Annotated in this window: 26 protein-coding genes; 17 read left to right on the top strand and 9 right to left on the bottom strand. The window is 38.8% G+C overall.

Annotated features, from left to right (window positions below):
- Positions 1–65: 65 nt before the first annotated feature.
- Entirely contained in the window at positions 66–557 is a 492-nt protein-coding gene (locus F7732_RS16980) for a YajQ family cyclic di-GMP-binding protein (RefSeq protein WP_151575204.1), read from the bottom strand.
- Positions 558–699: 142 nt separating this feature from the next.
- On the opposite strand from F7732_RS16980, the gene F7732_RS16975 reads away from it, so the two are divergent.
- Positions 700–1,578, top strand: coding sequence for a CvfB family protein (locus F7732_RS16975; protein WP_151575202.1), 879 nt, complete (start codon positions 700–702; stop codon positions 1,576–1,578).
- A 66-nt stretch (positions 1,579–1,644) separates the two neighbouring features.
- Here the strand turns inward: F7732_RS16975 and F7732_RS16970 are convergent, their stop codons facing one another.
- Together F7732_RS16970 and F7732_RS16965 are read right to left on the bottom strand one after the other, a co-directional pair.
- Positions 1,645–1,776: a DUF3941 domain-containing protein gene (locus F7732_RS16970; protein WP_075981472.1), complete on the bottom strand. Its 132-nt coding sequence runs from the start codon at positions 1,774–1,776 to the stop codon at positions 1,645–1,647.
- A 143-nt stretch (positions 1,777–1,919) separates the two neighbouring features.
- Complete coding sequence (locus F7732_RS16965) at positions 1,920–2,786, bottom strand: DegV family protein (RefSeq protein WP_151575200.1); 867 nt, start codon at positions 2,784–2,786, stop codon at positions 1,920–1,922.
- Between the two features lie 125 nt (positions 2,787–2,911).
- Between F7732_RS16965 and F7732_RS16960 the strand changes: the two genes are divergently transcribed.
- Positions 2,912–3,742: a YitT family protein gene (locus F7732_RS16960; RefSeq protein ID WP_151575198.1), complete on the top strand. Its 831-nt coding sequence runs from the start codon at positions 2,912–2,914 to the stop codon at positions 3,740–3,742.
- 21 nt (positions 3,743–3,763) lie between these two features.
- The gene (locus F7732_RS16955) at positions 3,764–4,480 is read left to right on the top strand and encodes a BsuPI-related putative proteinase inhibitor (protein ID WP_151575196.1); all 717 of its coding nucleotides are present in this window, start codon (positions 3,764–3,766) and stop codon (positions 4,478–4,480) included.
- 53 nt (positions 4,481–4,533) lie between these two features.
- On the opposite strand, the gene F7732_RS16950 is transcribed toward F7732_RS16955, so the two are convergent.
- From F7732_RS16950 to F7732_RS16945, 3 genes are all read right to left on the bottom strand, one after another.
- Entirely contained in the window at positions 4,534–4,725 is a 192-nt protein-coding gene (locus F7732_RS16950; protein WP_151575194.1) for a DUF3813 domain-containing protein, read from the bottom strand.
- Position 4,726: 1 nt separating this feature from the next.
- Positions 4,727–4,885, bottom strand: a complete 159-nt coding sequence (locus F7732_RS22875) for a hypothetical protein (protein ID WP_192913046.1) — start codon at positions 4,883–4,885, stop codon at positions 4,727–4,729.
- A gap of 196 nt (positions 4,886–5,081) precedes the next feature.
- A complete protein-coding gene (locus tag F7732_RS16945; RefSeq protein ID WP_151575192.1) occupies positions 5,082–5,900 on the bottom strand; it encodes a Cof-type HAD-IIB family hydrolase in 819 nt (272 codons plus the stop codon).
- Positions 5,901–6,148: 248 nt separating this feature from the next.
- Between F7732_RS16945 and F7732_RS16940 the strand changes: the two genes are divergently transcribed.
- The 3 genes from F7732_RS16940 (at position 6,149) to F7732_RS16930 (ending at position 7,654) form a co-directional block, all read left to right on the top strand.
- Positions 6,149–6,916 carry an alpha/beta fold hydrolase gene (locus F7732_RS16940; RefSeq protein ID WP_151575190.1) on the top strand — a complete coding sequence of 256 codons (768 nt, stop codon included), beginning with the start codon at positions 6,149–6,151 and terminating at the stop codon, positions 6,914–6,916.
- Positions 6,917–7,001: 85 nt separating this feature from the next.
- Positions 7,002–7,313, top strand: a complete 312-nt coding sequence (locus F7732_RS16935; protein ID WP_151575188.1) for a metal-sulfur cluster assembly factor — start codon at positions 7,002–7,004, stop codon at positions 7,311–7,313.
- 2 nt (positions 7,314–7,315) lie between these two features.
- Positions 7,316–7,654, top strand: a complete 339-nt coding sequence (locus F7732_RS16930) for a DsrE family protein (protein WP_151575478.1) — start codon at positions 7,316–7,318, stop codon at positions 7,652–7,654.
- A gap of 77 nt (positions 7,655–7,731) precedes the next feature.
- Here the strand turns inward: F7732_RS16930 and F7732_RS16925 are convergent, their stop codons facing one another.
- The gene (locus F7732_RS16925) at positions 7,732–8,433 is read right to left on the bottom strand and encodes a Crp/Fnr family transcriptional regulator (RefSeq protein ID WP_151575186.1); all 702 of its coding nucleotides are present in this window, start codon (positions 8,431–8,433) and stop codon (positions 7,732–7,734) included.
- 417 nt (positions 8,434–8,850) lie between these two features.
- Here F7732_RS16925 and moaA point away from each other — a divergent pair, with 417 nt between their 5' ends.
- Complete coding sequence (moaA, locus tag F7732_RS16920) at positions 8,851–9,867, top strand: GTP 3',8-cyclase MoaA (RefSeq protein WP_151575184.1); 1,017 nt, start codon at positions 8,851–8,853, stop codon at positions 9,865–9,867.
- 72 nt (positions 9,868–9,939) lie between these two features.
- Here moaA and ric read toward each other — a convergent pair whose 3' ends face one another.
- Complete coding sequence (ric, locus tag F7732_RS16915) at positions 9,940–10,620, bottom strand: iron-sulfur cluster repair di-iron protein (protein WP_151575182.1); 681 nt, start codon at positions 10,618–10,620, stop codon at positions 9,940–9,942.
- 213 nt (positions 10,621–10,833) lie between these two features.
- Here ric and F7732_RS16910 point away from each other — a divergent pair, with 213 nt between their 5' ends.
- The 3 genes from F7732_RS16910 (at position 10,834) to F7732_RS16900 (ending at position 13,507) form a co-directional block, all read left to right on the top strand.
- Complete coding sequence (locus tag F7732_RS16910; RefSeq protein WP_151575180.1) at positions 10,834–12,099, top strand: molybdopterin molybdotransferase MoeA; 1,266 nt, start codon at positions 10,834–10,836, stop codon at positions 12,097–12,099.
- Positions 12,093–12,617, top strand: a complete 525-nt coding sequence (gene mobB / locus F7732_RS16905; RefSeq protein ID WP_240056672.1) for a molybdopterin-guanine dinucleotide biosynthesis protein B — start codon at positions 12,093–12,095, stop codon at positions 12,615–12,617. Before F7732_RS16910 ends, mobB begins: the two co-directional genes overlap by 7 nt.
- Before the next feature lie 152 nt (positions 12,618–12,769).
- The gene (locus F7732_RS16900) at positions 12,770–13,507 is read left to right on the top strand and encodes a YwiC-like family protein (protein ID WP_151575176.1); all 738 of its coding nucleotides are present in this window, start codon (positions 12,770–12,772) and stop codon (positions 13,505–13,507) included.
- 15 nt (positions 13,508–13,522) lie between these two features.
- Here F7732_RS16900 and F7732_RS16895 read toward each other — a convergent pair whose 3' ends face one another.
- Positions 13,523–14,215, bottom strand: coding sequence for a Crp/Fnr family transcriptional regulator (locus F7732_RS16895; RefSeq protein ID WP_151575174.1), 693 nt, complete (start codon positions 14,213–14,215; stop codon positions 13,523–13,525).
- 285 nt (positions 14,216–14,500) lie between these two features.
- On the opposite strand from F7732_RS16895, the gene argC reads away from it, so the two are divergent.
- From argC to argF, 7 genes are all read left to right on the top strand, one after another.
- Positions 14,501–15,532: an N-acetyl-gamma-glutamyl-phosphate reductase gene (gene argC, locus F7732_RS16890; protein WP_151575172.1), complete on the top strand. Its 1,032-nt coding sequence runs from the start codon at positions 14,501–14,503 to the stop codon at positions 15,530–15,532.
- 12 nt (positions 15,533–15,544) lie between these two features.
- The gene (gene argJ, locus F7732_RS16885; protein ID WP_151575170.1) at positions 15,545–16,780 is read left to right on the top strand and encodes a bifunctional ornithine acetyltransferase/N-acetylglutamate synthase; all 1,236 of its coding nucleotides are present in this window, start codon (positions 15,545–15,547) and stop codon (positions 16,778–16,780) included.
- Between the two features lie 13 nt (positions 16,781–16,793).
- Positions 16,794–17,567 (top strand): acetylglutamate kinase, encoded by a 774-nt coding sequence (gene argB, locus F7732_RS16880; protein ID WP_151575168.1) that lies wholly within the window; start codon positions 16,794–16,796, stop codon positions 17,565–17,567.
- A complete protein-coding gene (locus tag F7732_RS16875; protein ID WP_151575166.1) occupies positions 17,564–18,715 on the top strand; it encodes an acetylornithine transaminase in 1,152 nt (383 codons plus the stop codon). Before argB ends, F7732_RS16875 begins: the two co-directional genes overlap by 4 nt.
- A 107-nt stretch (positions 18,716–18,822) precedes the next feature.
- Positions 18,823–19,902 (top strand): carbamoyl phosphate synthase small subunit, encoded by a 1,080-nt coding sequence (locus tag F7732_RS16870; RefSeq protein ID WP_151575164.1) that lies wholly within the window; start codon positions 18,823–18,825, stop codon positions 19,900–19,902.
- Positions 19,895–23,011: a carbamoyl phosphate synthase large subunit gene (locus F7732_RS16865; RefSeq protein ID WP_151575162.1), complete on the top strand. Its 3,117-nt coding sequence runs from the start codon at positions 19,895–19,897 to the stop codon at positions 23,009–23,011. The genes F7732_RS16870 and F7732_RS16865 overlap by 8 nt, the downstream gene beginning before the upstream one ends.
- Positions 23,008–23,964 (top strand): ornithine carbamoyltransferase, encoded by a 957-nt coding sequence (gene argF, locus F7732_RS16860; protein WP_151575160.1) that lies wholly within the window; start codon positions 23,008–23,010, stop codon positions 23,962–23,964. Before F7732_RS16865 ends, argF begins: the two co-directional genes overlap by 4 nt.
- The last annotated feature ends 26 nt before the right edge of the window (positions 23,965–23,990 follow it).

Here is a 23,990-nt window from a genome sequence, read left to right as displayed (position 1 = left end):
AGGGGGATGCACCCTCTACTGCCCCCAAAAAAAGCAGCCAATGGCTGCTCCAGGAAGTAAACCTTTTATCTGTAATTAACAAATTGTACATCTACTGTTAGATCTGCGTCCTTAACGGCTGAAATGATTTGCTGCAGGTCATCACGGTTTTTGCCCGTCACACGAACCTGGTCATCCTGAACCTGGCTTTTTACTTTTAGACCGCTGTTTTTTATCAGTGTGTTAATCTTTTTGGCATTATCTTTGTCAATGCCCTGAATCAGCTTTGCCCGCTGTCTGACCGTACCGCCAGAAGCTCCTTCGATTTTGCTGTAGTCGAGGTTGCGGATAGGAATGCCTCTTTTAATCAATTTACTGATTACAACATCCTTCAATTGCTCCAGCTTGTATTCATCATCTGAGACGAGCACTAATTCCTCTTTATCAAGCTTTACATCGCTTTTGCTGCCTTTAAAATCATATCGTGTTGAAATCTCTTTCATCGCAATATTAATGGCATTTGTTACTTCTGAAAAATCTACCTTTGATACAATATCAAATGAACTTTCCTTTGACATACTACTCCTCCTTGCTCTTAGAAAAAACCATAATTTCTACGGCTGCAGTTATAATAAATGATAACGCTTGATAGAAGACGTTTCACTTTCTATTCTTATTATAGTAAAATATAGCAAGCCAAACAACTTTAGGAGGAATATGATGGCTTTACATGATTTTATTGGACGTATTACGAATTTAACCGTTTCAAGAAAAGCGGATTTTGGATATTTTTTAACAGATGGAGAAGAAGATGTACTTGTACATAATAATGAATTGCAAGAAGAACTTGAGCTGGATCAAGAAGTAGATGTCTTTTTATATATAGACTCTCAAAATAGAATTGCAGCAACAACGATATTGCCGGAAATTACGGTTGGAACATATGGCTGGGCAAAGGTAAGCGATGTAAAACCAGGCATCGGTGTCTTTATTAACATTGGCATTCAAAAGGATATGCTGCTTGGTGAAGAGGATTTGCCAGTGCATGAAAGTGTTTGGCCGGAAGTGGATGATCTGCTGTACATTACACTTCGAGTCAACAAGAATTATCGGATCTATGTGAAAACAGCAACTGACCCAGTGATTACAGATATCTCTGTAAAAGCAGAGGCAAGTGATTTCAATAAAAACATTCATGGACATATTTACCGAACAGCAAAAGTGGGCAGCTGGATTTATACAGCCGAGGGCTTTAAAGGATTTATTCATGAATCACAGAGAAAAACAGAGCCGCGCTTAGGAGAAAAGGTAGAAGGAAGAGTCATTGATGTAAAAGACGATGGCACCATTAATGTTTCATTGATTCCGCGTAAACAAGAAGCACTGGACGATGATTCACAGGTTATACTATCTTATTTAGAGTCACGCGGCGGAGCGATGCCTTATTGGGATAAAAGTGCCCCAGAAGATATTAATGACCGTTTTAATCTTAGCAAAGCTTCATTTAAAAGAGCACTTGGCAGGTTAATGAAAGAGGGACGTGTCTATCAGGAAGAAGGATGGACATATGTTAAAAAGGAAAATAACGAGCCAAGCTGAGCTGGCTCGTTATTTCATTGCTGAATGATTACTTAAAACAATAAAAGCAGTCTTATTGCCGGTAACTTATAGATGATCCGTTTTCTTCGAATACTGGTGTTTGCCTGCTTTACGGTTTTTTTCACGCATCATGTTTTTTTCATGGCGAAGGGCATTGTTGTCTTTTGCTTTCTTGTCATTATCTGAAGTATGCGGCATAAATAAAATACCCCTTTCATTCTTATCATAAGGTTTGGGATCTGAGGAATCGTAACCTCAAAGTAGATCTTCATCTTATTGTTTGTCAGAATAAAAGGAGTATGTATAGATTGTATTGCCAATAATGGAACTAGGCCTTCTGATTAATGAGCAGCAGGAAGTTTGTTTAGGAAGAATATAGCGATTGTGCCTGAGCCGGTATGAGAACCAATAGCAGAGCCAATGGACGAAATATAAACATTGCTGACATTCAGTTCCTGTTTCATCATCTCTTTAATTTCAGAGACCATTTCTTCGTTATCTGCATGGCTAATCCCAATTACTTGCTGATGTAGTGAATCACCGCGCTCATTCATAACCTCGATGATACGGCGCATCAGTTTTTTCTTGCCGCGCAGTTTTTCAATTGGAACTAACTTTCCATCTTCTACATTTAGAAGAGGTTTAATATTCAGCAATCCGCCTAAAAAAGCAGAGGCTTTTGAAACTCTTCCGCCTTTTGCTAAATACTCTAAGTCATCAACAGAGAATAAATGCTCCATTTGTTCACAATGGAACTTCACCGTTTCTTCGATCTCGGAGAAGGATTTGCCTGTCTTAGAGAGCTTAACCGCTTCCATGACGACTAATCCGGCTCCTAATGATGCACATTTAGAATCGATAATTTTCAAGTTGAAATCAGGAAACTTTTCTTTTACTTGCTCGAGCATCATTACTGCGGTTTGATATGTACCAGATAATTCAGAAGAAAAAGCAATATAAATCCCATCTTCACCATTCTTAGCCATATTCGTGAAGACTTCTTCAAACAAAAGCGGAGATACTTGAGAAGTTTTTGGTACATTGCCTAAGCGGATGGCTTCATAAATTTTTGTAGAGTCGATGGTAAGCAAATCTTCGTATTCTTGACCATCTAAGTGGACTTTTAATGGGAAAAGTGTGACATCGTTTTCCTTAAAGAAACTTAAGGGCAAATCACACGCACTGTCAGCTAGTATTTTGACTGACATCTTCTTCACCTGCTTTCGAAACTATATGTATTCAGTTTAATGAATTTATCAGAAAAAGACAATGAATAGTATTCAAAACAGCATGGATGGGGAAACGTTTAAATATAACATTCTAGGAGGTAACTATGGTTTGGCTTGAAACAAAAAAAATTATCATCGTTTTAGCAGGAGCTTTGTTAAATGCCATTGCTATGAATTTCTTTTTAATACCGGCAAATGTTTATGCAAGCGGCTTTACAGGGGTAGCGCAGCTGTTATCTGGAATGCTTGGCAGCTTTGCTTCAACAGGTATCTTATTGTTTATACTGAATATCCCGGTAACGATCTTAGCGTGGAAAAAGGTAGGCAAATCGTTTACCCTGTATAGTTTTATCAGTGTTTTCTCAATGTCACTATTTCTTGAGCTGATTCCAATTATCCGTTTATCAGGAGATATCCTGTTAAATGCTGTATTTGGAGGTGTTATAGCAGCTGTAGGAGTGGGTATAACACTTAAGTGGGGTGCTTCAACAGGCGGGATGGACATTATCGCAATGGTCCTTTCCAGACTGAAAGATAAGCCAGTCGGTACATATTTCTTTACATTAAATGCCATCATTATTATTACAGCAGGAGTTTTATATGGCTGGGAAAAAGCATTGTACACACTTGTTACTTTATATGCGTCAACAAGAGTGATCGATGCGATCCACACTAGACATGAAAAATTAACAGCTATGATTATCACCCAAAAACAGGATGAAATGAAGAAAGCTATACATGATCGGCTTGTAAGGGGAATTACAATTATTCCTGCTAAAGGAGCATTTACAAACGAAACAAAAGAAATGCTTATGATTGTTATTACACGATATGAGCTTTTTGACTTGGAGCGGATCATTAAAGAAGTTGATCCGAATGCATTTACAAACGTTGTTCAAACAGCAGGTGTTTTTGGCTTTTTCCGTAAAGACTAAACCACTTAAAGGAGTGTTTAAATGTTAAATCTCTGGATTGGCGCGGCCATGATGTTAAGTTTGAATGCAGGAACTAGTGAGGATATACGGTTTGATGTAAATCCTTCCATAGATAATGGCGAAGTTGTTATAGATTTAAAGCTCGAAAATATTGGGGACGAAACGATTAATTTCGATTTTCATTCATCACAGAAATATGAAATAGAAATTTCTGATGAAACTGGCAATGAAATTTATACGTATTCAAAAGGAAAATCCTTTTTACAGGTTCTTCAGAATCTTGCTTTAACTCCCGGGGAAAGCAAACATTGGACTGAAAAGTGGAGCTTTCAAAAAGAGGGGAAAGAACTGAATCCCGGTACCTATAAAATTACGGCAGCACTCACAGGAAGACAGCTTAAAGAGGGTGCTGGACCACTAACAGCGCAATCCCAATTCACTATAATAGAAAAAAATGCTTTCAATGTTCAAACAGAAGGAGAAAATGGCATCTATAAGGTCACTGGGGAAGTGAAAGATTCGGCAGAGGACCTATATTATACGGTTGAAGATGGGCATCATATTTTCCAAAAGGAACAAAAGGTATCCATAAGGGATCACCAATTTGAAATCAACATAGAAATTGCTGAAAGTAAATTGCCTACTCATGCAACACTCATGCTAAATTTATATAAAAAAAGTAAGGACGGGGAAATTAATTCAATACAACCGGTCGTGCTGGAACGGTTTAATCATTAATCTCAAATGAAAAGTATTAAAGGATCGGGCAAGCATTTCGCCCGATCCTTCTGTTATTCAGCAGTGTATTGATCTAACTTTGCCTGTAATTCAGCAAGTTGTGCCTGCTCTGCTCTAGTACAGTTTGCATAAGCGGAGCTAAGTGCATTTTTAGCATGTGAAATCGCTTCTTGTTTACCAGCTGAATTCGCATTTTCTGCTATTTCAACATATCGCTGTGCTTCTTGAAATAATCTGTTGCCCATTTTATATTCCTCCGTAGGAAGATTCTTTCACATTGTTAACTTGTTCTGCTTCTGCCTCAGCTTCGGCATATGTCATGTGATAAGGGATACGTTCATCATGCTTGGATACAGTATCTACTCCTTGCTGTACAAAGCGTTTTGATTTATTACGTTTGCCCATTAGAATCCCCTCCGAAATCATTTTTAGAAGCTAACATCATGCTTCAAAAGATAGTATATGCTCTTTTCCTTATTTCAAAAGGGTACATGTTGGGCATAGATGAAATTTTGTACAATGCTGGAACGGTTGAATTATGAGGAAAACAGAAAAAACAGCCTTTGAACCATTTGTTCAAGGCTGTTTTTTCTGCATATTTTTAAAGTGCTTTTAAATTCAGTAAGTCATTTAAGTAGACAGCAACGCCGTCTTCTTCATTTGTTAAAGTGATATCCTTGGCAATCGACTTAACTGAAGCAATGCCATTTCCCATTGCTACCCCATAACGGGCATATTCAAGCATTTCGAGATCATTGTCTTCATCACCGAACGCAATGATTCGCTCTTGAGGAATTTGCAGATAATCAGCCGCTTTTTTGAGGCCGACTGCTTTATTGAGTCCATGTTTAATAATTTCAATAACATGAAACGGTGCTGCCCAGCTGCGATGATCAATAACTTCAGCATGTACATCGGATAAATGCTGGCGGATCGTGTCTACATGTTCCTCATCTGTGTGGATCAGCATACTTGTAGGAGAGTCTTTTAAGAAATTACGCAAATCTCCTGTTGTTACTTGCGGATTGCCCATATGAAAGATCTCAATAAGCTTTTCATCATGATAATGGAAATACACTTCGTCGATTACTTCGGCAATAATATTATGGAAAGTAAAATCGCTGCAAGCTTCAACAATATCCTTTGCTACATCCACAGAAAGAGGGGAGTGGAAAGCACCCCATTCTGATTTTTTCGGATGATGCACAAACGCGCCATTAAAGTTAACTATTGGTGTATTAAGGTTTAGTTCATGATAATACATTTCACTTGAACGATATGGTCTGCCAGTTGAAATCATGACTTCATGTCCAAGTTCACGGGCTTTTTGAAGAACCAATTTCGTCTTATCTGAAATCGTTTTGTCATCTTTTAATAATGTGCCGTCTAAGTCTAATGCGATTAAATGTTTTTCTGCCATAGTATCTCCTTTAAATATGTAAAAAATTTTTTAGGCTAAATGTTTTGGTGTAAATTTTAAACATGATAAACTACTTATCGTAGACTTTTTTAAGCAGCTATAGTAAGTAAAGAATAGAACATCTTAAACAATGTAAGCTTATAGTTGCTTTCCTTTCTTACTATGTTACCAATTTTATTATAGATTTGTAAAAGAAATTACTTTTTACATTATTTTTAGATAATCTTAACACTTCGGGGGAATGAAAATTGATTTGCGTCGAGCACAGAGTAATCAGCACGATCCCTGCATTACATGTAGCTAAGCAGGATCTTGCACAAAAAAAATTGCCGCTTGTATTTTTTATACATGGCTTTACAAGTGCAAAGGAACACAATTTACATTATGCATACTTGCTTGCTGAAGAAGGATACCGAGTTATTATGCCCGATGTTCTTTATCATGGTGAGCGGCACCAGGGGTATAATGAAGCAGAGCTAAGCTTGCGCTTTTGGGAAATTGTTTTACATACAATAGGTGAATTAAATATTCTAAAAGATGAATTAGAACATGAAGGACTAATTGATTTAAACAAAATTGGGCTTGCAGGCACATCTATGGGCGGCATTATAACACTTGGTGCTCTCAGTACTTATCAGTGGATTAAAGCTGCTGTCAGTTTAATGGGCATGCCATATTATGAAAAATTTGCTGAAATGCAAATTTCGCACCTTAAACAGAAAGGTGTAAAAATACCGCTCAGTGAAGCAGAGATTGCGCAGCTATTTTCTCAAATCAAAGAATTTGATTTAAGTGGACAGCCTGAAAAGCTGAATGGAAGACCGCTATTATTTTGGCATGGAGTAAAGGATCAGACAGTTCCATATGCACCAGCTCATCAATTTTTTGAATCCTTGCTGCCAATGTACGACAGTTTTCCAGAAAAACTTCAATTTATTACTGATCAAAGGGCAGGCCATAAGGTTAGCAGAGAAGGCTTGCTTGCAACCGTAGATTGGTTTAAAAAGTTCGTATAATTTTGTCTTCAAATTGTAAGATTGTCAATTTCTTTCGTGATTTGGTATGATGAAGGCAAAGATGTCCAAAGGAGTGTGTCATAAAGTGGATAATGAATTAAAAGAAAGTCTAATGGGTGCCCTTGAGCTTGTTGTGGATCCAGAACTTGGTATAGATATTGTCAATCTAGGTTTAGTATATGATGTGAATCTAGATGAAAGCGGAACAGCTACGGTTGATATGACTTTAACATCAATGGGCTGCCCATTGGCAGGAACCATTGTTGATCAAGTAAAAGCAGCACTGGCTGATATTCCTGAAGTAAAAGAAACGGAAGTGAATATCGTTTGGAATCCGCCTTGGACAAAGGATAAAATGTCCCGATATGCAAAGATTGCTTTAGGTGTTCGTGACTAATGATGAAGAATAAAGTCATTTTAGTTAGCTCAGATCAGCTTGGAAAAGGTGAGAAGGAACTTGGAGAAACGGTACTGGAGACTTTTTTCACACTGATTAAGCAGAGAGATGACCTTCCTAAAGCGGTGTTTTGTATGAACAGCGGTGTTTTAACCTTAACGGAAAGCTCTTATGTTTCAGTACATTTAAAGGAGATTGAAGCAAAAGGAGTAGACGTGCTGGCATGCAAGACATGTGTAGATTATTATGACCTCGAAAATCAGTTAATTGCCGGAAAGATTAGCGGCATGCCGCATTTCATTGAATTGGCTGCTGAGTATGAGGTTATAACGATATCTTAAAAGTAAAAAAACAGGGGCTGATGAAAGTCCCTGTTTTTTATACTTTGAGAGGTAAAGTGCAACTCTGCGTTTCAGCTTTATTCAATATTGCAATAAACAGCAGGACATTGTTCACATCCGATTTCTGTTTTCAAGAAATGCAGATTATGAACGGTAATTTTACCCTTCTTAATGGATATGATATGATCCTTTTTCAATTCATTTAATATACGGTTTGTGCTTTCTCTTGAAGTTGCACAAAATTTTGCTAATTCCTGGTTGGTTAATGGCAAGTCAATTAAAATACTGCCATCAGTATTTTTAATACCATAGCTATTTGTCATTCGGATAAGTGTTGAATATAAAGCTCCTTTTTTGCCATTTAAAACAAGATCTCTGAACTTTGTTTGTGTTCGGCGAAAATGATCACTCATCCACTTCATATACTCGAAAGCAAGGTCACTGTTGCGAAACAGTTCATTCTCAAGGGTATCACTGCTGACCACAGCAATCTCTCCTTCTTCTAAAACCAGTGCACTTAATAAATAGGTAGGAGAGTCAGTGAACAAGGTCAACTCACCGCACAGATCATTTTCTCCGCATATTCTAAGGGCCAGTTCTCTTCCATCTGTCGTAATCTTGCTAATCTGAATTCGCCCAGACTTAATGATGTATAGTTCTTTTGCAGGCATACCTTCTTGAAAAAGGAATTCCCCTTTTTTACTTTGAAATGTTCTATAAGCTAACTTTAAAAGTTCTTTAATTTCTATGGAATGAGTAGCTTTAACCGTTTGAGGCATAATAATATACCGCCTTTATTATAAAATATCAAATCGATCTGGCTCGTCTAATACTTTTTCTTAGCTGGGCAAGCACCCTCCGCTTTTCTAAATGTCCAGCTACAGGCGCTAGGGGCTCGAGGTGTCGCCCCTAGGCAAGCGCCCTCCGCTTTTCTTATTATAACGGTTGTTATTTTGTAAAGCTGTGAAAGCTTTATGAAATCATGAAAAATGGTGTGTTTGGATGATGATTTTGGATAAATTATGACAATTATAAGGTTTTTCACCTTTTCTAATAAATTTATGTTGTAATAACAATAGGATAACTATCAGGTAGAGCAGCATAGTTTGTGAAATCCGCTATTGTAATCAGCAATTGTGTGAATTATTCAGTGAATATAAGCCTGAATATATTATGCAATCATGGAGTTGACTAGAATGACAAAAACAATCATAAGAGATCAGTTAAAAAGACCTTTACGTGATTTAAGAATATCTGTAATAGATCGCTGTAATTTTCGCTGCACGTATTGTATGCCTGCAGATATATTTGGACCTGACTTTGCCTTCCTGCCTCGCAGTGAATTATTAACCTATGAAGAGATTGATCGTCTGGCAAGGATATTTGTGGATCTTGGAGTAGAAAAAATAAGATTAACTGGCGGGGAGCCGCTAATGAGGAAGGATCTTCCCGTTCTTGTGGGAATGCTTTCAAAAATTGAAGGGCTAAACGATATTGGGCTGACAACTAACGCCGTTTTGCTGCCGAAATATGCAAAGTCCTTAAAGCAAGCAGGACTTAAGAGAGTAAATATCAGTCTTGATAGCCTAAAGGACGAACTTTTTGGAGAAATCAATGGCCGGGGAGTAGGAATAAAACCCGTCTTAAAAGGCATAACTTCAGCAAAAGAAGCCGGATTAGGTGTAAAAATCAATATGGTTGTAAAAAAAGGCTTAAACGACGAAGAAATTGTACCTATGGCAAAGTTCTGTAAAGAAGAGGGACTTCAGCTTCGCTTTATTGAATATATGGATGTTGGAAGCACAAATGGATGGAAAATGGACGATGTTGTGACTAAACAAGAAATATTTAATCTTTTAAGTGAACATTTCTTGCTGGATCCAGTTGATCCTGATTATTTTGGAGAAGTAGCAAAGCGATATCGATATAAAGATAAAAATGTTGATGTAGGTTTTATTACTTCTGTATCTGAATCATTCTGTTCAAGCTGCACACGCTCAAGATTATCTGCGAATGGACAGATTTTTACTTGTTTATTTAATGGCAATGGCCACGACTTGAAGGAATTTATGAGAGCTGGTGCCAGTGATGAAGAGATACGCCAGCGCGTTATTTCCATTTGGGATGGGCGAAAAGACAGATATTCCGATGAAAGAACGGCAGAAACAGCAGCTAATCGCAAAAAAATAGAAATGTCCTATATCGGAGGATAGACGGCAATTAGACTGAAGATAATGCAATAAGAAAAGAGGGGATTCCATCAATGGAAATCCCCTCACTTTTTATTATGAATATCTTGGAAATAAAATATTGTTTTCAAGATGAATATGCATAAATGTCTGTTCTTCTAGCCTTTCAAGACGTTTGTAAACCAGCCGGTATGTTCCGCAAGCATCATGAGGAGGTGTGAAGTTGGATGTAACAGAGCGAAGCTCCGCTAAAATCTGACCAACCTCTCTATGCTCCTCCATTAAGGATTGCAATTGATCTGCAGGATTTGCTTGGTCTTGTTCCAGTTGAATGAGAATTGGAAAGACTTCTTGCTCTTCCTTTTCCGTGTGTTCAAGCAATTCTTTTTTTAATGCGTAAAAGAGTTCATTAACTCTTAGCAATTCAGGTTTACGCTCTCCATGAACACGGGAAACTTTTGTTACATAAGGGCTAAGTGCCGGAAGCTCTTCCTTTAGCTCAGCATGATAATATTCCTGAATATGCTGAATTAATTGTTCAGAGCTCGAGTTTGTCCAAATATCGGGCTGATCCAATTTGTTTTGCTCGTTTTGTACAGATTCGTGTAGTTCACTCATTAGCTGCTCCAGTGATATTGCTTTATTCTCAACTGCATGCAATAAGGAATTGTTGCCTCCGCAGCAAAAATCGATCTGATAGCGTTTAAAAATATCACTTGTCCTTGGGTATTCATTTACAATTTCTTTTACAATGCTTTCTTCATTTAATACAATCATTTGTGTATCCTCCTTGATATGGGGTATTTTTAGTTTACTAATCCTTTCAATTGCATTTAGTGATTTATATCACATAAAATGAAAAAGTTTATGATCCTTCCTAAAAAGAAGGAAAAAGTGTGAGTTAATTCATGATGTTCACTCAATAAGAGATTTATAATAGTAATTAGAATGGAAAAGCTACAGATGTTTACTACATAGGAGTTGATTGTTTTGCTGGACAAAAGAAACCCAATCAAAATTGCTGATGCTGTTTCGAGGGTAATGAAATATGAGAAAAAAGGTGAAGCAGAATATAGTTCTATTTATACAAGTAATGGCAGATATTTAGCTGCTGATATAAAGGCTACACACGATGTTCCGCACTTTGATCGTGCACCATATGATGGCTTTGCTGTCCGCTCAGTGGATACTGCTCAAGCATCACAGAGCAATGAAATAGAATTTGAAGTTATTGATCATATTGGTGCAGGTCATGTTACAAACAAGGTACCAGCAGCTTTTGAAGCGGTTCGAATTATGACAGGTGCCCAAATGCCCGAAGGCTGTGATGCAGTCTTAATGCTTGAACTATCCAAAACATTCGAAAAAGATGGTAAGACTTATATGTCCACCAAGCGTAAATTAAAACCAGGTGAAAATGTGTCCTTTAAAGGGGAAGATGCTAAAACGGGAAAAGTATTAATTCATAAAGGGACCTTAATCAATCCCGGTATACAAGCTGTGCTGGCTACTTTTGGATATGCACAAGTACCCGTTGCGAAAAAACCTGCAATTGCCTTATTTGCAACAGGCTCTGAGTTATTAGAGGTAGAAGATGACCTTGAACCTGGAAAAATCCGCAACAGCAATGCACTAATGATTACCGCTCAAATTGAAAGAGCAGGCGGGAATGCCTCGTATTTAGGCAAGCTGCCGGATGACTTTGATACATGTTTTACTGCTGTAGAGAATGCCTTGCACGAGAGTGATTTCCTTATTACAACAGGCGGAGTATCTGTCGGTGATTTTGATTACTTGCCCGCTATTTATGAGAAACTTGGAGCTGAGGTATTGTTCAATAAAGTCGCAATGAGACCTGGCAGTGTAACAACTGTCGCCCAACTGGATGGAAAACTTCTGTTTGGTCTTTCTGGCAATCCTTCCGCCTGCTATGTTGGGTTTGAATTATTTGTGCGTCCGATTATCCGTACATTTTTGTTTTCTAAAAAAGCTCATTTAAGACGTGAGAAGGCTATTTTAACAGCCGATTTCCCAAAAGCTAATCCATTCACCCGCTTTGTCAGGGCGATTTTAAGTGTGGAAGATGGCAAGCTTGTTGCTGCACCAAGCGGTATGGATAAATCTAATATTGTTATGAGCCTTGCTGGAGCAAATGCTTTAATGATTCTGCCTGGGGGCAGCAGGGGCTACTTGAACGGAGACGAAGTAGACGTCCTGCTGCTTGAGGAATTTACGGGCAGCGAGTGGCCATGGTAAAAAAAACCCCTTTTATTTTTCAGATCGTTGGATATCAAAATAGCGGAAAGACGACTCTCATAGAGCAAGTGATTCGCCGTCTTAAAGAGAATGGGAAAAGAACAGTCGTCATCAAACATCATGGCCATGGAGGAATGCCTTCCTTAGATGAAGATAAGGATTCATTCAGGCATGTAAAAGCTGGAGCAGCTGCTTCTCTAATAGAAGGAGACGGAAGGCTGATTCTTCATGCAGAACAGCAGGATTGGTCCCTGGATGAGAAAATTGCAATGGCCACTTGTCTCAATCCAGATCTCATATTGCTTGAAGGACATAAATATGAAGAGTTTCCGAAGGCAGTACTAATTCGCAAGGATGATGATCTCCAGCTGCTCCATGACTTGTCAAACATTAAGATTCAATTTTATTGGGATAAAAAATTGCAAATGAATGGTTTTTATATAAAAGATCAAGCTGGTATGGAATGTCTAGTATCGTATTTATTAAATGAAATAGAGGGAGGTAAAACGGGGCTTTGATTATTGAGCTCCGTTTTTCTATCTGATTGTAAAAGCATCTGACACTATTTACGGATTTAATTACATTCTGCTTTATCTGCCGGATTTGTGATATACAGCACTTATCTTCATTCCGTAATCGTTTATGATAACGAGACAGGGGGGAGATACGGATGAAATTATTTTTACCAAAACAGCATGGAGCATGGGCAATGCTCATCATTCCATTTTGGCTGGGTGCTGCAGCAGCCGGAGATTCTGATTGGAGAATGCTTCCGCTATTTGCAGGATGGTTTTTCTTATATTTAGGGACGTATCCATTTCTATTGCTGTTTAAAAGAAAAAAGAAAAAAGAGCATAAGCTTTGGACAGCTGTTTATTTTACTAGTGCATTTCTCTTGTTGATCGTACCTGTAGTTCATGAACCAAAGCTAGTTTGGCTAGGTATTTTCTTTATTCCGTTTATGCTATTAAATATGTATTTTTCATCCAAAAATCAAGACAGGAGGTTTTTAAATGATTTATGTGCCATCATGATTTTTTCTCTTTCCGGGCTGGCAGGTTCTATATTAATCAATGGGTATGTGAGAGATTTGAGTATATTAATCACAATTTGTACGCTGCTTTTCTTTACGGGCAGCACGTTATATGTGAAAACCATGATTCGCGAAAAATCAAATATTACATATAAGCGGCTATCTTGGGGCTATCACATCGCCATTCCCTTGGCGATATTCGTTTTGGGTGAGCCGCTCATTGCGATCGCTTACCTGCCGAGCTTATTTAGAGCCATCTATCTATATGGGAAAAAACGCTCAGTAATGAGAATTGGTATTTATGAAATCATCAATTCAGGTTTATTCTTTATCATTATGATTCTATATGTATTACAAAAGCATCCGGCTTATTGAACAAGCCGGATGCTTTTATTCGATGCTGCATATGGAAATCGGACAGTTTTCACAATCGATCTCATCTTTTAAAAATGAAAGGTTATGTATCGTTATATAGCCTTTATCGATCGAGATAATTTTATTTTTCCTCAAGTCACTGAGCATGCGATTAATGACTTCACGTGATGTGCCGCAGAAATTTGCCAAATCCTGATTCGTTAGACTTGTATCAAGACGAATATTTTCCCCACTCGCCACACCGTAGCTATTAGATAATCGTATTAACGTAGAGTATAGGGCACCTTTTTTTCCATGAAGAACCAGATCCCTAAGTTTTGTTTGATTTATTTGGTTTTGAAGGCTGATCCATTCTAAGAGCTCGAGAGTCAGTTGATGATCTTTTTTCAGTAATTGATTTAATTCAGCTTTAGGAATGACAGCCGCTTCGCCGTTCTCGATAATTTTGGCACTATGCGTATATTGAGATTGTGCACAAAAGATGGACATATCTCCAACGATTTCTCCGCTTCCGCTCATTCGAAGTGTAAGCTCTTTCCCGTTAGGAATTATTTTAGTAATCTGCACTTTCCCAGATAGAAGTAAGTATAGTCCCTTTGCTGTCTCTCCATCTTGAAAAAGATACTCTCCCTTATTCATTTTAACTTTATACGAAGCTGAAGCAGTAAGTTTTTGGAGTATAGGTGAAAGGTGTGTTGTAGACATCATTCTTTGCCTCCTCTTCTAAAATAACTGCGCTTTTGGCACATTTAGAAAGGCTAAAATTATTAGTTTAAAATATTGACTGTCGCAGCAGTTAGTATGGATTAATGTCTCTAAGTGCAAGTAATGCTTAGCTACTATTTATACTATCACTATATAAAAAAATAACAATACATTTGAGATATTGGTTGATTTTCAGAATTAATATTTTTATAATAAGCATACACCAATTAATAAATATACAATAAAATGAGTAAATATAAACGACAAAACGGTTAGGAAGGAGACTATATGAAGGCTTCAATTATTGGAACTACAGGATATGGCGGCGTGGAATTGCTGAGGATATTACATCAACATCCTGAATTCGACATACATTCTATTCATTCGACATCATCAGAAGATCCTATCTGGAAGGAGTATCCTCATCTGTTTCCTGTAATGAATGGAAAGCTGCAGCCAATTGATCTTGATGAAATCTCAGCAAAAGCAGATGTTGTATTTTTAGCAACACCTTCTGGCGCTTCAAGCATATTAGCTGAAAAGTTGATGGAGAAGGATATTAAGATTATTGATTTATCTGGAGATTTGAGACTAGAACCTGATTCCTATGAAAAGTGGTATAAAAAAAGAGCTGGAGATCCGTCTATTATAAAGCAGGCGGTTTATGGATTAAGTGAGTGGAATGAAAATGAAATACAAACGGCACGATTAATTGCAAATCCTGGGTGCTATCCGACAGCAACTCTTCTTGGATTAGGTCCTATTGTAAAAGAAGGCTTGGTTGATATGGGGAGTATTATTGTTGATGCCAAATCAGGGGTGTCAGGAGCAGGAAGAGGATTTGCCAGAACATCAAGCTATGCAGAAGCAAATGAGAATCTACGCGTGTACAAAATGAATGAGCATCAGCATATACCAGAAATTGAAAAGCAGCTGCAGATTTGGAATGAGGACACGAGGCCAATATCATTTACGACACATTTGCTGCCTATAACAAGAGGGATTATGGCAACTTGTTATGCCCAGCTTCAATCTGAATTGGAAACAAAAAATATTTTGGAACTTTACCATGATACATATAGCGGGAAACCATTCGTTCATATTCTTCCTGAAAATCATTTTCCTGCTGTTAAGGAGGTAGCAGCTTCTAACTATTGCAATATCGGTCTTCATGCAGATCAGCGCACAGGAAGGATTACGATTATTTCTGTAATCGATAATTTAATGAAGGGTGCTGCCGGTCAGGCTGTCCAAAATGCAAATATTATGTTTGGGATGAATGAAGATACAGGCCTGAATTTTGTGCCAATTTATCCATAAGGAGGATGTATTATGCAAGCTTTGTCACAATCAGCAGAAAAGATCAGTGAGGTCCAAGGCGGCAGTATTGTTTCACCTATTGGCTTTAAAACAGCGGGAGTCCATGCTGGCCTTAGATACTCTAAAAAAGATTTAGGCGTTATTTATAGTGAAAAACCTGCTCATGCAGCAGCCGTATATACAACAAGCATGGTGCAGGCAGCACCTCTGCATGTGACCAAAGACAGTATTGCAGCAGAAGGATTAATTCAAGCAGTTGTTGTCAATAGTGCTTGTGCAAATGCATGTACAGGAGAGAGAGGCTATCAGGATGCATTGCAGATGCGAGAGTACGGAGCAAAACATCTCGGGATACCTTCCCAGTATGTAGCCGTAGCCTCTACTGGTGTTATTGGAGAATTTCTGCAAATGGATAAAATTGAGCAGGGCATAAAACAATTAGCACCAGATTCATCCAGCAGAAGTGCAGAGGACTTTCAAACAGCGATATTAACGACAGATACAGTGCAGAAGTCCTGCTGTTATACTACTATGATTGACGGAAAAACGATATCAATGGGAGGCGCAGCGAAAGGCTCTGGCATGATTCATCCGAATATGGCTACCATGCTTGCATTTGTTACAACCGATGCTGAGGTGGACAGCGATTCACTACAAGAAGCGCTAAAGGAAATAACCAATCATAGCTTTAATCAGATAACCGTTGATGGAGACACCTCAACAAATGATATGGTTCTGGTAATGGCTAACGGGAACGCAGAGAATTCTCCTTTATCTCCTCAGCATCCAGAATGGCAAGCTTTTGTTCAGCTGCTTTCAATGACATGTAAAAATTTGGCGAAGCAAATTGCACGCGATGGTGAGGGTGCAACGAAGCTTATTGAAGTTGAAGTGACAGGTGCAGTTAATGATACGGATGCAAAAAAAGCGGCTAAACAAATAGTTGGTTCAAACCTTGTTAAGACTGCTATGTTTGGAGCTGATGCTAACTGGGGCAGAATCATTGGCGCTTTAGGTCAAAGTGGAGTATCTATTGATAACAGTATGGTTGATATTACAATTGGGGATATTCAAATGCTGCAAAAAAGTGAACCACAGCCTTTCTCTGAGGAAGAAGCCACTGGCTACTTGAAAAATAAAGAAGTGAAAATTACCGTCAATCTCCATCAGGGAACAGGTCAGGGAAAAGCATGGGGCTGTGATTTATCCTATGATTATGTGAAAATTAATGCCAGCTATCGGACGTAGGAGGTATGATCAGATGAGGAAAATTGTGATCAAGTGTGGTGGCAGTGTATTGGATTCGTTATCTCCGTCTTTTCTGCAAAATGTAAAATCACTAAAATCAGAAGGCTATCAGTTTATTTTTGTTCACGGAGGAGGTCCAGATATTAATAAAATGCTTGAACTTGTTCAAGTTCAAAGTGTATTTGTAAATGGACTGAGAAAAACGACAAAAGAAGTATTAGAAACTGCTGAAATGATCTTGTCAGGCAAGACAAACAGAATGTTGACAGCTCTTCTGCAAACAAGCGGCCTTAAAGCCTTAGGTATTAATGGAAGTGACGTTAGTCTGCTGCAGGGAACATTCTTAAATGAAAAAGAATTGGGGTATGTCGGCAGCATAGAGAATGTAAATACAGAATTTCTTCAGAACATATTAGCTCTTCAAATCATTCCGGTCATTACACCTATAGCTATGGGTGTAAATGGAGTGAAGTTTAATGTAAATGCCGATACAGCTGCTGCTGCGGTTGCGGTTGCAATTGGTGCTGAGCGCTGCATTTTTGTCACGGATGTGCCAGGAATAAAAATAGGCGGAGAGTACTGCTCAAGAATTGAGGTGGAACAAATCAATTCTTCAATATTAGACGGAGAAATAACTGGAGGAATGATTCCAAAAGTAAAATCCGCCATTTCAGCTCTAGAAGAAGGACTAAATACCATCAGTATTGTTTCGGGAAAATCAGGATTTTACGACGGTCAAAATTGGCTTGGTACAGAAATCAGCAATAGGAAGGAGCTGCAAATATGAGTTATCTTTTTCCAGTATATTCAAAATGGGAAGTGGAACCTATTTCAGCAGAAGGAAGCAGAATAGTCGATAAGAGCGGAAAGAACTATTTAGACTTCACTTCTGGAATTGGTGTCTGCAACTTAGGACATCGTCCTGCAAATGTGCAAAAGGCTGTAGAAAGCCAGCTTAATAGCTTTTGGCATGTATCCAATCTATTTATTCAGAGTAAACAGGATGAAGCTGCCAAACTGCTGGCTGAAGCAGCAGGTCTCGACCTTGTTTTCTTTTCCAACAGTGGTGCTGAAGCAAATGAAGCTGCCATTAAACTGGCAAGAAAAGCGACAGGACGCAATAAAATTATCACATTTTCAAACTCATTTCATGGGAGGACATTTGCAGCCATGTCTGCAACCGGTCAGAAAAAAATCCAAACTGGTTTTGGCCCGTTGCTTCAGACATTTAAACATCTTTCATTTAATGATCTAGCCGGAATAACGGAAGAAATGGATGAAGGTACAGCTGCTGTTATGCTTGAAATTGTTCAAGGAGAAGGAGGCATCCATATAGCAACAAAAGAGTTCTTGAACGAACTACAGCATCTATGTCAAAGCAATGGAGCATTACTGATTGTAGATGAAATTCAAACAGGAATGGGAAGAACAGGGAAACCTTTTGCCTATCAGCATTTTGATCTGAAGCCTGATATAGTGACGGTTGCTAAAGGACTTGGAAGCGGCTTTCCCATTGGTGCTGTAATCGGAAGCAAAAAACTTGATGAAGCTTTTGGACCTGGCAGTCATGGATCAACATTTGGCGGAAATCCAATTTCGGTTGCTGCGGCTACAGTGACCATGCAGACTATATTTGAACCTGGCTTTTTGAAAGAAGTAATGGAGAAGGCTGATTACTTAAAGAATTCATTAAAAAAATTACTGAGCAATCCTTTTGTAGCGGATGTTCGGCAGCTAGGTTTGATGGCAGGTTTAGAGCTAAGGAAAGAAGCTGCACCGATTTTAGCACAGTTGCGGGAGAAGGGTTTACTGCTGCTTCCAGCCGGTGAGAATGTGATTCGCATACTCCCCCCATTAACGGCTACTCATGAGCAAATTGATGAAGCAATGTACATTGTCAATGCAGTATTTAATGAAGTGCATGAAAAAGTTTAAAAAGAATTCAGCGTCTTATCTCTGCGGAAAACAGAGACCGATTTTTTGGTCTTTAATGCATAAAAATAAATATTTATTAATAAAAATACATCATTTGAGGTGTTCACATGGAAGGTTACCTGCACTTAGAAAACGGAGAAACCTATAAAGGGGAATGGCTGTCTCATTCATTGGATCATGAGGTAAAAGGGGAGATTGTCTTTTTTACTGGCATGACAGGCTATCAGGAAGTGATCAGCGATCCTTCGTACAAAGATCAAATCATCGTTTTTACGTATCCGCTAATCGGAAATTACGGAATCAATGAAGAACATTTTGAAAGCAAAAAACCGCATGCAGCGGGAGTTATTATTTATGAGGAGAGTGAGACGCCATCACATTACAAAGCCAAATATACATTTAAACAATATTTGGAGAAATGGAATGTGCCGGTATTAGGGCATATGGATACAAGGGCGATTGTCAAAAAAATAAGAGCTCAGGGCACAATGGGAGCTGTTATGACACAAGACTCTGACCTTGATAACAAGAAATGCTCGATAGAAAAGGATCAAAAGGTAAGGAAGGTAGTGTCCTCTGATATTGAACATTTTGGAGATGGAGAAAAGCATATTGTGGTCATTAACTATGGTGCAAAGAAATCAATAGTCGACTGTTTGCTGAAAAGAAATTGCCGGGTCTCAACCATTCCATACTCTGCATCCATTATTGACATTCATAATCTTAAACCAGATGGAATAGTTCTCTCAAATGGCCCAGGAGATCCAAAAGAATTAGAACAGAAGCTACTTGTTATTAAGGAAATGGTGCAAAACTATCCCACGCTGGGAATTTGTTTAGGACATCAGCTGGTTGCATTAGCTTTAGGAGCCAACACAAAAAAGCTGCGGTTTGGCCATCGCGGGGCAAACCACCCGGTTGCTGATCTGGAAAGAGGAAAGGTATTTATGTCCTCACAAAACCATAGTTATGTTGTGGATGAAGACAGTTTACAGGGGACTGGTCTTAAGAAAAGATTTATCAATTTACATGATCAGTCTGTTGAGGGGCTTGTACACGAAGAGTTGCCTATACAAACGGTTCAGTTTCACCCTGAAGCACATCCAGGGCCTTCTGATGCAGAATACGTTTTTGATGAGTTTTTGAAATTGACTACGCTTAAGAAGAGGAGTTATATAAATGCCTAAAAACAACAGTATCCAGTCGATCCTTGTGATTGGATCAGGCCCGATTGTGATTGGGCAGGCTGCAGAATTTGATTATGCAGGCACACAAGCATGTGCTGCATTAAAAGAAGAGGGATATAAGGTTATCCTCGTAAACAATAATCCGGCAACCATTATGTCTGATGAAAAGTTTGCGGATCGGATCTACGCAGAACCGCTAACCGCCCTAAGTTTAACGAAAATTATTGAAAAAGAACGTCCTGATGGCCTGCTTGCAACCTTAGGAGGGCAAACGGGGCTGAATCTTGCTTTTCAGCTGCATGAACACGGAGTACTAACCAAATTTAATGTTAAGCTATTGGGCACAAGCATCGACTCCATTAAACGTGGAGAAGATCGAGAAGCTTTTCGTGCAACAATGAAAAAATTAAATGAGCCTGTGCCAGATAGTGAAGTGGTAACAGATGTAGCTGCAGCAATGAAATTTGCTGAGGAGATCGGCTTCCCGATAATTGTTCGTCCAGCTTATACACTTGGCGGAACTGGAGGAGGCATTGCTGATAGTATGGAGGTGCTGAAATCCCTTGTTGCAGGAGGTTTGCAGGAAAGTACGATTGGTCAATGTCTTGTTGAAAAAAGCATTGCAGGATACAAGGAAATTGAATACGAAGTCATGCGTGACTCGGGTAATACGTGTATTACAATCTGCAATATGGAAAATATTGACCCGGTCGGTATTCACACTGGCGACTCAATTGTCGTTGCACCTTCTCAGACATTGACGGATGAAGAATATCAGATGCTGAGAACTGCCTCAATCAAAATCATTTCGGAATTAGGCATTATTGGTGGCTGCAATATCCAATTTGCACTAGACCCTAACAGTCAGTCATATTATCTTATTGAAGTAAATCCGCGTGTCAGCCGCTCTTCAGCCCTGGCTTCCAAAGCGACTGGGTACCCAATTGCAAGAATGGCTGCGAAGCTCGCAGTTGGTTATCAATTATCAGAATTGATTAATCCTGTAACAGGAGATACGTTTGCAAGCTTTGAACCTGCGCTGGACTATTGCATTGTCAAATTTCCGAAATGGGCCTTTGATAAATTTCCATATGTGGATCGAAAACTTGGCACACAAATGAAAGCGACAGGAGAGGTAATGGGAATAGATCGGAATTTTGAACGTGCTCTCCAAAAAGCAGTTCATTCATTAGAGCTGGACTGCATTGGATTATCTTTACCAGAGCTGCAGCAGTGCAAAACCTCTTTATTACTCCAATATTTAGAAGAACAGAATGATCAGCGCTTCTTTATCATGATGGAATTGCTTCGCAGAGGTATAAAAACAGAGGAATTACATCAAGCAACCAACATGGATTATTTCTTTTTAGCTGCATTTGAACGTTTAGTGAAGATCGAAGGACAAATTAACGGAACATCAGCTGAAACCGTAACAGAGAAAGACCTTGCATTCTTTAAAGAAAAAGGTTTCTCTGATACATTCTTAGCTTTTGCTTGGAACAAAAAAGAAGCAGACATTCGCCTTTTGCGCAAAGAACTCGGTGTTTTACCTGTTTATAAAATGGTTGATACATGTGCGGCTGAATTTGAAGCACAATCCAATTACTTTTATTCAAGCTATTATGGAGAAAATGAACAAACCTTTAGCGATAAACCTAAGGTGCTTATTATTGGGAGCGGTCCTATTCGGATCGGACAGGGAATCGAATTTGATTATTGCTCCGTTCAAGGTGTTTATGCGTTAAAAGATGCCGGAATTGAAACCATCATGATTAATAATAATCCGGAAACAGTGAGTACCGACTATACGACTGCTGATCGCTTATATTTTGAACCGCTTATTTTAGAAGATGTTCTTAATGTAATAGAAGCTGAACAGATTGAACAAGTTATTGTTCAGCTAGGAGGGCAGACTGCATTGAACTTGGCGGAACAGCTTGAAGACTATGGGGTGACATTACTAGGCACAAGCTCAAAAGAAATTGCAAAATTAGAAGACCGGGACTTATTTTACCAGCTGCTCGATGAATTACAGATCCCTCATATTGACGGAGATGTGGTCCATTCAAAAGCAGAGCTGGATACTGCTATAGATAAGATTGGTTTCCCTGTCCTGCTTCGTCCTTCATATGTAATCGGCGGAAAAGGGATGGAGTTAATCAGAGATGAGGTTAGCTATAAAAACTACTTGCATTCTAAACGGATTGTCTATCCAGTTTTAGTGGATCGTTTCCTTGAAGCAAAGGAAGCAGAGCTTGATCTAGCAGCTGATGGAGTACATATCCATGTACCAGCGATCATGGAGCATATTGAACATACAGGTGTTCATTCAGGCGATAGTATGTCTTTGCTGCCTCCGCAAACCTTGTCTTTAGCAGTACAGGAAAAGATGCTTACTTACGCAAAACAGATTGTCCAAAAACTGAATTACAAAGGCTTAATGAACATTCAGTATATTATAGACGGAGAACAGGTGTATCTGCTGGAGGTAAACCCGCGTGCAAGCCGGACAGTGCCAATTGTCAGCAAAGTAACAGGAGTTCCAATTGTACAAATTGCGACAAAAATATTGCTTGGGAAATATGTCATGAAACAAGATCAATTTCCTGCGCGCCAATTTCCCTTTGTATGTGTTAAATATCCTGTATTTTCTAATTATGCGTTAAAAGGATTGGATAGTTTTGTTGGCCCGGAAATGAAATCAACTGGTGAAGGGATTGCCTTAGCTTCTGACATCACAGAGGCATTAAGAAAGGCATTTGAATCCAGTTTAAAACCTGGATTTGAAAAAGTGATCATTTCTGCTGATGTTTCCGTAATACAAGAATTTGCGGATGAATGCAGTAGTTACGGTGTAAAAATAGTTCCTGCAAATGCTTTTGATTGGAGTCAGGATAAAGCTATAGCATTGTATAATCCCTACCAAGGCAATCATGCTGCGGCTGAGAGGGAGCTTGCTGTAAAGAACCGATTGATTACGTTCTCAAAGAAAGAATCACTGGAAGCTTTTTTACAGGCGTTAAAAAATACAGAGTGGGAAGTAACGAGTATGAATGAATGGCTGCTGAGAAGCGGATTAAAAGTAAGTGAAGGAGTGAATGTATCATGACAGGTCTTATAGCAGATGAAATCAATTTAAATATGAAAGGCAAAGATTTTTTAACACTGGCAGATTACAGCACAGAGGAAATTAAAGGTCTTCTATTGAAAGCAAAGCAATTAAAGCAAGGTATCTCTTCGGGGGAAGACCCCACGCCTTTAAAGGGTAAAATACTCGGAATGATTTTTGAGAAATCATCAACGCGCACGAGAGTATCTTTTGAAGCAGGGATGCTGCAATTAGGCGGGCATGCTCTCTATTTAAACAGCAGCGATCTACAGATAGGCAGAGGAGAGAGTGTTGCTGATACTGCAAAGGTGCTATCGAGCTACCTTGATGGTATTATGATCCGCACTTTCTCACATGAATTAATCCAAGAACTGGCAGAACATGCAACTATTCCTGTGATAAATGGGTTAACAGATCTTTACCATCCGTGCCAGGCACTTGCCGATATGTTAACAATCCTTGAAGAGAAGGGAAGTCTGAAAGGAATCAAGCTTGTTTATGTCGGTGATGGAAATAATGTTGCACATTCTTTATTAATCGCATCTGCTAAATTAGGGCTAAATATGACTATTGCTTGTCCTAAAGGCTACGAACCGCAACAGACTGTATTACAGCTGGCCAAGGAATTTGCACAGAAGAGTGGGGCAGAGATTGCTGTAAACTACGATGTTGAGGAGAGTGTGAAAAATGCAGATGTCATTTATACGGATGTCTGGACTAGTATGGGACAGGAAGCAGAAAACGAGAAGCGATTAATGATTTTTAAAGATTATCAGGTAAATGAAGAACTAATGGCATTAGCCAAGCAGGATTCATTATTCCTTCATTGTCTGCCGGCTCATAGAGGTGAAGAAGTCACAGCAGCAGTTATTGATGGTCCAAACTCTTCAGTATTTAATCAGGCAGCTAATCGTCTGCATGTTCAGAAAGCACTTTTATCAGAACTATTATAACCTTATTGATAAAAAATGCTCATTTC

Source organism: Bacillus mesophilum, from assembly GCF_008923265.1.
Classification (GTDB): domain Bacteria; phylum Bacillota; class Bacilli; order Bacillales; family Cytobacillaceae; genus Cytobacillus; species Cytobacillus mesophilum.
This window is presented reverse-complemented; position numbering and strand designations above follow the sequence as displayed.

What these genes read in the sequence shown, in the direction of transcription:
- F7732_RS16980 (WP_151575204.1), bottom strand. Translation starts at nt 557, where the DNA reads ATGTCAAAGGAAAGTTCATTTGATATTGTATCAAAGGTAGATTTTTCA.
- F7732_RS16975 (WP_151575202.1), top strand. Translation starts at nt 700, where the DNA reads ATGGCTTTACATGATTTTATTGGACGTATTACGAATTTAACCGTTTCA.
- F7732_RS16970 (WP_075981472.1), bottom strand. Translation starts at nt 1,776, where the DNA reads ATGCCGCATACTTCAGATAATGACAAGAAAGCAAAAGACAACAATGCC.
- F7732_RS16965 (WP_151575200.1), bottom strand. Translation starts at nt 2,786, where the DNA reads ATGTCAGTCAAAATACTAGCTGACAGTGCGTGTGATTTGCCCTTAAGT.
- F7732_RS16960 (WP_151575198.1), top strand. Translation starts at nt 2,912, where the DNA reads ATGGTTTGGCTTGAAACAAAAAAAATTATCATCGTTTTAGCAGGAGCT.
- F7732_RS16955 (WP_151575196.1), top strand. Translation starts at nt 3,764, where the DNA reads ATGTTAAATCTCTGGATTGGCGCGGCCATGATGTTAAGTTTGAATGCA.
- F7732_RS16950 (WP_151575194.1), bottom strand. Translation starts at nt 4,725, where the DNA reads ATGGGCAACAGATTATTTCAAGAAGCACAGCGATATGTTGAAATAGCA.
- F7732_RS22875 (WP_192913046.1), bottom strand. Translation starts at nt 4,885, where the DNA reads ATGGGCAAACGTAATAAATCAAAACGCTTTGTACAGCAAGGAGTAGAT.
- F7732_RS16945 (WP_151575192.1), bottom strand. Translation starts at nt 5,900, where the DNA reads ATGGCAGAAAAACATTTAATCGCATTAGACTTAGACGGCACATTATTA.
- F7732_RS16930 (WP_151575478.1), top strand. Translation starts at nt 7,316, where the DNA reads ATGAAGAATAAAGTCATTTTAGTTAGCTCAGATCAGCTTGGAAAAGGT.
- F7732_RS16925 (WP_151575186.1), bottom strand. Translation starts at nt 8,433, where the DNA reads ATGCCTCAAACGGTTAAAGCTACTCATTCCATAGAAATTAAAGAACTT.
- moaA (WP_151575184.1), top strand. Translation starts at nt 8,851, where the DNA reads ATGACAAAAACAATCATAAGAGATCAGTTAAAAAGACCTTTACGTGAT.
- ric (WP_151575182.1), bottom strand. Translation starts at nt 10,620, where the DNA reads ATGATTGTATTAAATGAAGAAAGCATTGTAAAAGAAATTGTAAATGAA.
- mobB (WP_240056672.1), top strand. Translation starts at nt 12,093, where the DNA reads ATGGTAAAAAAAACCCCTTTTATTTTTCAGATCGTTGGATATCAAAAT.
- F7732_RS16900 (WP_151575176.1), top strand. Translation starts at nt 12,770, where the DNA reads ATGAAATTATTTTTACCAAAACAGCATGGAGCATGGGCAATGCTCATC.
- F7732_RS16895 (WP_151575174.1), bottom strand. Translation starts at nt 14,215, where the DNA reads ATGATGTCTACAACACACCTTTCACCTATACTCCAAAAACTTACTGCT.
- argC (WP_151575172.1), top strand. Translation starts at nt 14,501, where the DNA reads ATGAAGGCTTCAATTATTGGAACTACAGGATATGGCGGCGTGGAATTG.
- argJ (WP_151575170.1), top strand. Translation starts at nt 15,545, where the DNA reads ATGCAAGCTTTGTCACAATCAGCAGAAAAGATCAGTGAGGTCCAAGGC.
- argB (WP_151575168.1), top strand. Translation starts at nt 16,794, where the DNA reads ATGAGGAAAATTGTGATCAAGTGTGGTGGCAGTGTATTGGATTCGTTA.
- F7732_RS16875 (WP_151575166.1), top strand. Translation starts at nt 17,564, where the DNA reads ATGAGTTATCTTTTTCCAGTATATTCAAAATGGGAAGTGGAACCTATT.
- F7732_RS16870 (WP_151575164.1), top strand. Translation starts at nt 18,823, where the DNA reads ATGGAAGGTTACCTGCACTTAGAAAACGGAGAAACCTATAAAGGGGAA.
- F7732_RS16865 (WP_151575162.1), top strand. Translation starts at nt 19,895, where the DNA reads ATGCCTAAAAACAACAGTATCCAGTCGATCCTTGTGATTGGATCAGGC.
- argF (WP_151575160.1), top strand. Translation starts at nt 23,008, where the DNA reads ATGACAGGTCTTATAGCAGATGAAATCAATTTAAATATGAAAGGCAAA.